The following is a 4,862-nucleotide window of genomic DNA, read 5'->3' as shown; positions in this document are numbered from 1 at the left end:
GTACTTCCGCTCAGAAAGAAGATCCGGGAAACCAAATAAAATCTATTCACAGATTTTGTGATAATCACATCAAAAACATCAAACAAACTTACGGGGCTAAGCACGATTCATCGTGCAACAGCCCCGTTCTGCTTTTATTTGTTTTTTGCGGAAGCTATTTCACACCCGTCAGAAAACAGCCAAATTTGCGTTCCCTTTTTCTTAACCTTTTTTTGACTTTCCCCTCATTCTCTGCTAGGATAAAATCAGAACTTAAAACTCGTCTTCGGGGGAATCAGATATGTACAGAGTAAGCAAAATTTTGAATAATAATGGCGTGATCGCAATCAATACAGAGGATAACCAGGAATACGTCCTTCTCGGTAAAGGAATTGGCTTTGGAAAGAAGGTCAGTCAGCGTTTTGAAGTGACAGAAGATACAGCAACTTACCGCCTGACCGAACAGACAGACAGAGGATCTGCCAAATCTCTGGTGCAGGAGATGGATCCGGAATTTCTGGAAATCGCAGATGAGGTGATCCGGGAAGCAGAAAAAGTTTTTGGGAAAGTAGACCGCCGGATCATGATCCCGCTGGCAGATCATATCTCCTTTGCTGTTTCGCGAATCCGGAATCAGGAGCAGATCAGCAATCCACTGACAGATGATATCAGAGTACTTTTTCATAATGAATTTCAAGCAGCATCCGTGCTCAGAGATATTTTGCAGAAGAGAATGCAGATCACGATCGATGAGCATGAAATCGGATACGTGGCACTTCACATTCATTCAGCAATCGAGGATGAAAAAGTGTCTGTGGCAATGCAGACGGCCCGTGCAGTGAGAGAATGTATTGAGATGATTGAAAAAGAAACAGGAAAAAAGATCGATGTGATCTCGCTTTCCTATAATCGTCTGATGAACCATATCAAATATATGGTAGCACGTGCTATGACGGGGGAGGATCTTCGTATCAATATGAATGAATATATAGAATCCAAATTTCCGGAAGCGTATATGACTGCAAAAAAAGTCTGCGATATGCTCGGAAAGAGTATTGGAAAAGAACTTGATGAGATGGAAATCGGGTATCTGGCAATGCATATCGAACGAATCTACAGTGAAGAAATAAAGGCATAACAGAGGAACCGGCTTTTGCCAAAAGATTGACACTACGGGGAAACAAATGGTATAATCGGACCAAAGTTTGAACATTAGTCTAAGGAGAAAGGTTGGTACGGTAATGGCTACAAAAGAACAGATGGAAAAGGTGAAGGATATTGTTGTGAAACTCCGTTATCTGGAGTGTATGGATAATATCATTTACTATGACAGATGGAATAACTGCCCGAAGGACGGATTTGATTATGAAGGGAAAGTCGGAGCATATCTGACAGAGCTTTCGAATGAGAAACTGACAAGCAAAGAGACAAAAGAACTGGTAGAGTCACTGGAAGGAGAGACAGCTTTTGATTCAGATACAGACAAAGGTATGGTACGTTATCTGATCGGAAAGTATAAAGAAGCAGTACAGATTCCGGCAAGCCTGCAGGGAGAATTGAATCAGGCAAATGCAGATGGACAGCTGGCATGGGGAAAATGCTATGAGGCAGATGATTTTGAAAGCTTTAAACCGGTACTGAAAAAACAGTTTGATTTACAGGAGAAGATAGCAACAGCGATCAATCCGGATGAAAAACCATATCAGGTTCTGGTGAACCGGTTTGATAAGGATTATCGTCTGGAAGAGATTGATGCAATTTTGGCAAAAATCAAAGATGCTGTCTGCGAAATTTTAAATGCGGTAAGAGAAGAACAGAGTAAGATTGATGATTCCATTCTGGAATGTGAAGCAGATCATGATACAGTACTTCGTATTGTGAAGAAAGCGCAGGAGATCTTGGGACTTGATAAAGATAAGAGTACTTTATTTGAGATCCATCATCCGGTATGTGTCTGCACCGGACCTCGTGATTCCAGACCATCCACAAACTGTGATGAGCTGATCCATGCGATTCTGGCAGTGGTTCATGAGACCGGACACGGACTCTATAATTATAATGCGAACGATGAGGTCGCAGAAAGCGGACTCTGGGGCGGAATTGAAGGTGCAATGCATGAATCCCAGTCCAGATTCTACGAGAATCATGTAGGAAGAACCAGAGAATTCTGGGAGAACCTGTACCCATATCTGCAGAATGAAGTGCCAAAATACAAAGAGATTTCTCTGGATACATTCCTTGCGGCACTCAATAAAGTAAAACCGGGACTGATCCGTCTGAAAGCGGATGAGCTTACAAATACCCTGCATATCATCATCCGTTACGAAATTGAAAAAGAATATTTCGATGGAAAACTGACAGTGGATACAATTGAAGAAGCATGGAACAGAAAATATCAGGAATATCTGGGATTTACTCCAAAGAATCATCAGGAAGGAATCCTGCAGGATGTGCACTGGGCTTCAGGATGTGTAGGATATTTTCAGGGATATGCACTTGGAGATGCTTACGCAGCACAGTTTGCTCATAAGCTTCTTGCTGATTGCCCGGATGCATTTGAAAAGCTGGGAAAAGGAGATTCATCTGTAATTGGAAACTGGTTAAAAGAACATATTCACCAGTACGGACAGACCTATTCTGCGCGCGAGATGCTCAAAAAAGCAACAGGAGAAGAGCTGAATACCGGTTATTATATTGAATATCTGAAAGAAAAATATTTACACTAAGCGCAGAGGGCAGGAGGATTGACCAATGAATAAAGAATTTTACGCAGGAAATCGTAAGAGCCTGTATCAGAAACTTGAAGAGGGATCTTTGGTGGTTATATTCAGCGGACATGCACCGATCAAGACCAATGATGAGAATTATCCGTTTTTTACAAATCGTAACTTTTTGTATCTGACAGGAATTGAGCAGGAAAATATTGTACTGATGGCTTATGTCGGAGAGGGAACAATTGAAGAAACTCTGTATCTTCTTCCGCCGGATGCATTTGCAGAACGCTGGACCGGAAGACGTATAAAAGAAGAGGAAGCAGAAGAACTTTCCGGAATTACGAATTACAAATATGTGGCAGCATTCCAGAATGATCTTTCCAGACAATTATTTTCTGGCAATGTTAAGAAAGTTTATCTTGATTTTGACAAGGTTTATGAAAATACGCCGGCAGTAGAAGCATACCGCCTTGGCAAGTATCTGAAAGAACATGCTCCGTTTGTTGGATTTGGCAACCTTCATCCGATCATGAAACAGCTTCGCCTGATCAAGAAACCATGTGAGATTGAGGCAATGAAGAAAGCGGAAACGATCACAAAGGCCGGAATCGAAGCAATGATGAAAACATCTAAACCGGGAATGTACGAATACCAGTATAAAGCAGAATTTGATTATGCACTGGCTCAGAGGGGAGTGCTTTCACCAGGATTTCCGTCTATCATTTCATCAGGAAAGAACAACTTTAAAATTCATTACTATGATTATCGCGGACAGGCACAGGATGGAGATATGATCCTGAATGACGTTGGTGCTGTATGGGATTATGAGATCAACGATGTATCCAGGGCATTTCCGTGCAATGGAAGATTTAATGACCGTCAGAAATTGCTTTATGAGTGTATTTACAATACTTCAGAATATATGTTCAGTACACTGAAACCGGGTGTACCGCTTCTGGATGTGGATAAGATCATCCGTAAATATACATTTGAACAGTTAAAAGAAGCAGGAGTATGCAAAAAATTTGAAGATATTGGGACTTACATGTGGCACGGTGGAGCACATCATGTTGGATTTGATGTACATGACGTGGTAGAAGGAAGCGGACTTGCTGTACCGGGTGTTGTATTCTGTGTAGATATCGGTGTTTACCATGAAGAATGGGGCATTGGATTCCGTCTGGAAGATAATTGCCTGATCACAGAAGACGGATGTGAAAATCTGTCAAGAGCAATTCCGAGACAGATCGATGAGATTGAAGCATTTATGGGACGCAGATAAATAGAAAACAGGGAAAGGGGGAGCTGTATAGAAAATTACGGTTCCCTTTTCCTGAAATATGGAGAGCCAGGATATGGAAAATAGAAAATCACGGAAAAGTACATTTCTTTATGTAATACTATTAACTTTATGTGTACCACTTGCATATGTATATCTTATTCTTGTTACGGGACTGCTGGATAAAATACAGGAGGGGCATATCGGATTAACGTTGATGATTGTGTTTCTTCCACTGTTTTTTTATTGGGGACTTGTGGCAGTTGTGGGAATCATAAATATTGGACAGTCATTTAAGATATACAAAACGGGAAATCCGATTGAATGCGTGAACCGCATGCTGATCCATAAATATGGGCTGGTTGTCTTTTTCTGTGTAAATTTTCTGGTTCTGTTCATTTATTATTTTTTCATAAGTATGGCAGTGCTGGTAGGAAGCCGGGGAGCCGCGATAATCTTTGCTCCGGTATTGCTGCCGTGGCTGATTGTAGCAGTCGTTTTTTCGGTTGGTGCAACATGGCTTGCTATTTTACCGGGAAGCTTTTATGGGATCCAGGTGATCCGTATGACCTATAAAAGTGGGAAAATAGGGTTTGCCGAAGCAGTTGTACATACGGTATTCCAGTTTTTCTTTCTGTTTGATGTGTTGGATGCAATGTATCTTGCAACGGAAAAATGGGGAAGAGGGAAAAAGAGTTCTGCAATTATTGGGTGTGTGTATCTGTTTGCAGTTTTTGCAACCATATATCTGATAATTAAAATGAAATCAATGTTTTAAAATACAAGCAGTTGTATCAGAGTGTTGGTACGGCTGCTTTTTGTAAATGTGAAATGAAAAAGGAAATGGAAAGGCAAATGGAAGGGGATGTTCAGCCGCGCCATTCGCAAAA

At 41.1% G+C, this 4,862-nt stretch carries 4 protein-coding genes; all 4 read left to right on the top strand.

Going from position 1 to position 4,862, the window contains the following annotated elements; all coding sequences use genetic code 11:
- Positions 1 to 280 precede the first annotated feature (280 nt).
- The 4 genes from PGR14_RS15745 to PGR14_RS15730 all read left to right on the top strand — a co-directional run bounded on the left by PGR14_RS15745 (position 281) and on the right by PGR14_RS15730 (position 4,750).
- Positions 281 to 1,117, top strand: a complete 837-nt coding sequence (locus PGR14_RS15745) for a PRD domain-containing protein (protein ID WP_008368484.1) — start codon at positions 281 to 283, stop codon at positions 1,115 to 1,117.
- A 103-nt stretch (positions 1,118 to 1,220) separates the two neighbouring features.
- On the top strand, positions 1,221 to 2,705 hold the full coding sequence (locus PGR14_RS15740; RefSeq protein ID WP_270223705.1) for a carboxypeptidase M32: 1,485 nt from the start codon (positions 1,221 to 1,223) through the stop codon (positions 2,703 to 2,705).
- Positions 2,706 to 2,730: 25 nt separating this feature from the next.
- A complete protein-coding gene (locus tag PGR14_RS15735) occupies positions 2,731 to 3,975 on the top strand; it encodes an aminopeptidase P N-terminal domain-containing protein (protein ID WP_270223704.1) in 1,245 nt (414 codons plus the stop codon).
- A gap of 73 nt (positions 3,976 to 4,048) precedes the next feature.
- Positions 4,049 to 4,750, top strand: a complete 702-nt coding sequence (locus PGR14_RS15730; RefSeq protein WP_173690802.1) for a hypothetical protein — start codon at positions 4,049 to 4,051, stop codon at positions 4,748 to 4,750.
- Positions 4,751 to 4,862 lie beyond the last annotated feature (112 nt).

This window comes from Coprococcus sp. AF99-45 (genome assembly GCF_027663865.1).
Classification (GTDB): domain Bacteria; phylum Bacillota; class Clostridia; order Lachnospirales; family Lachnospiraceae; genus Allocoprococcus; species Allocoprococcus comes.
Note: the sequence above shows the minus strand (reverse complement) of the source record. Positions and strands in the feature narration are given on the sequence as shown.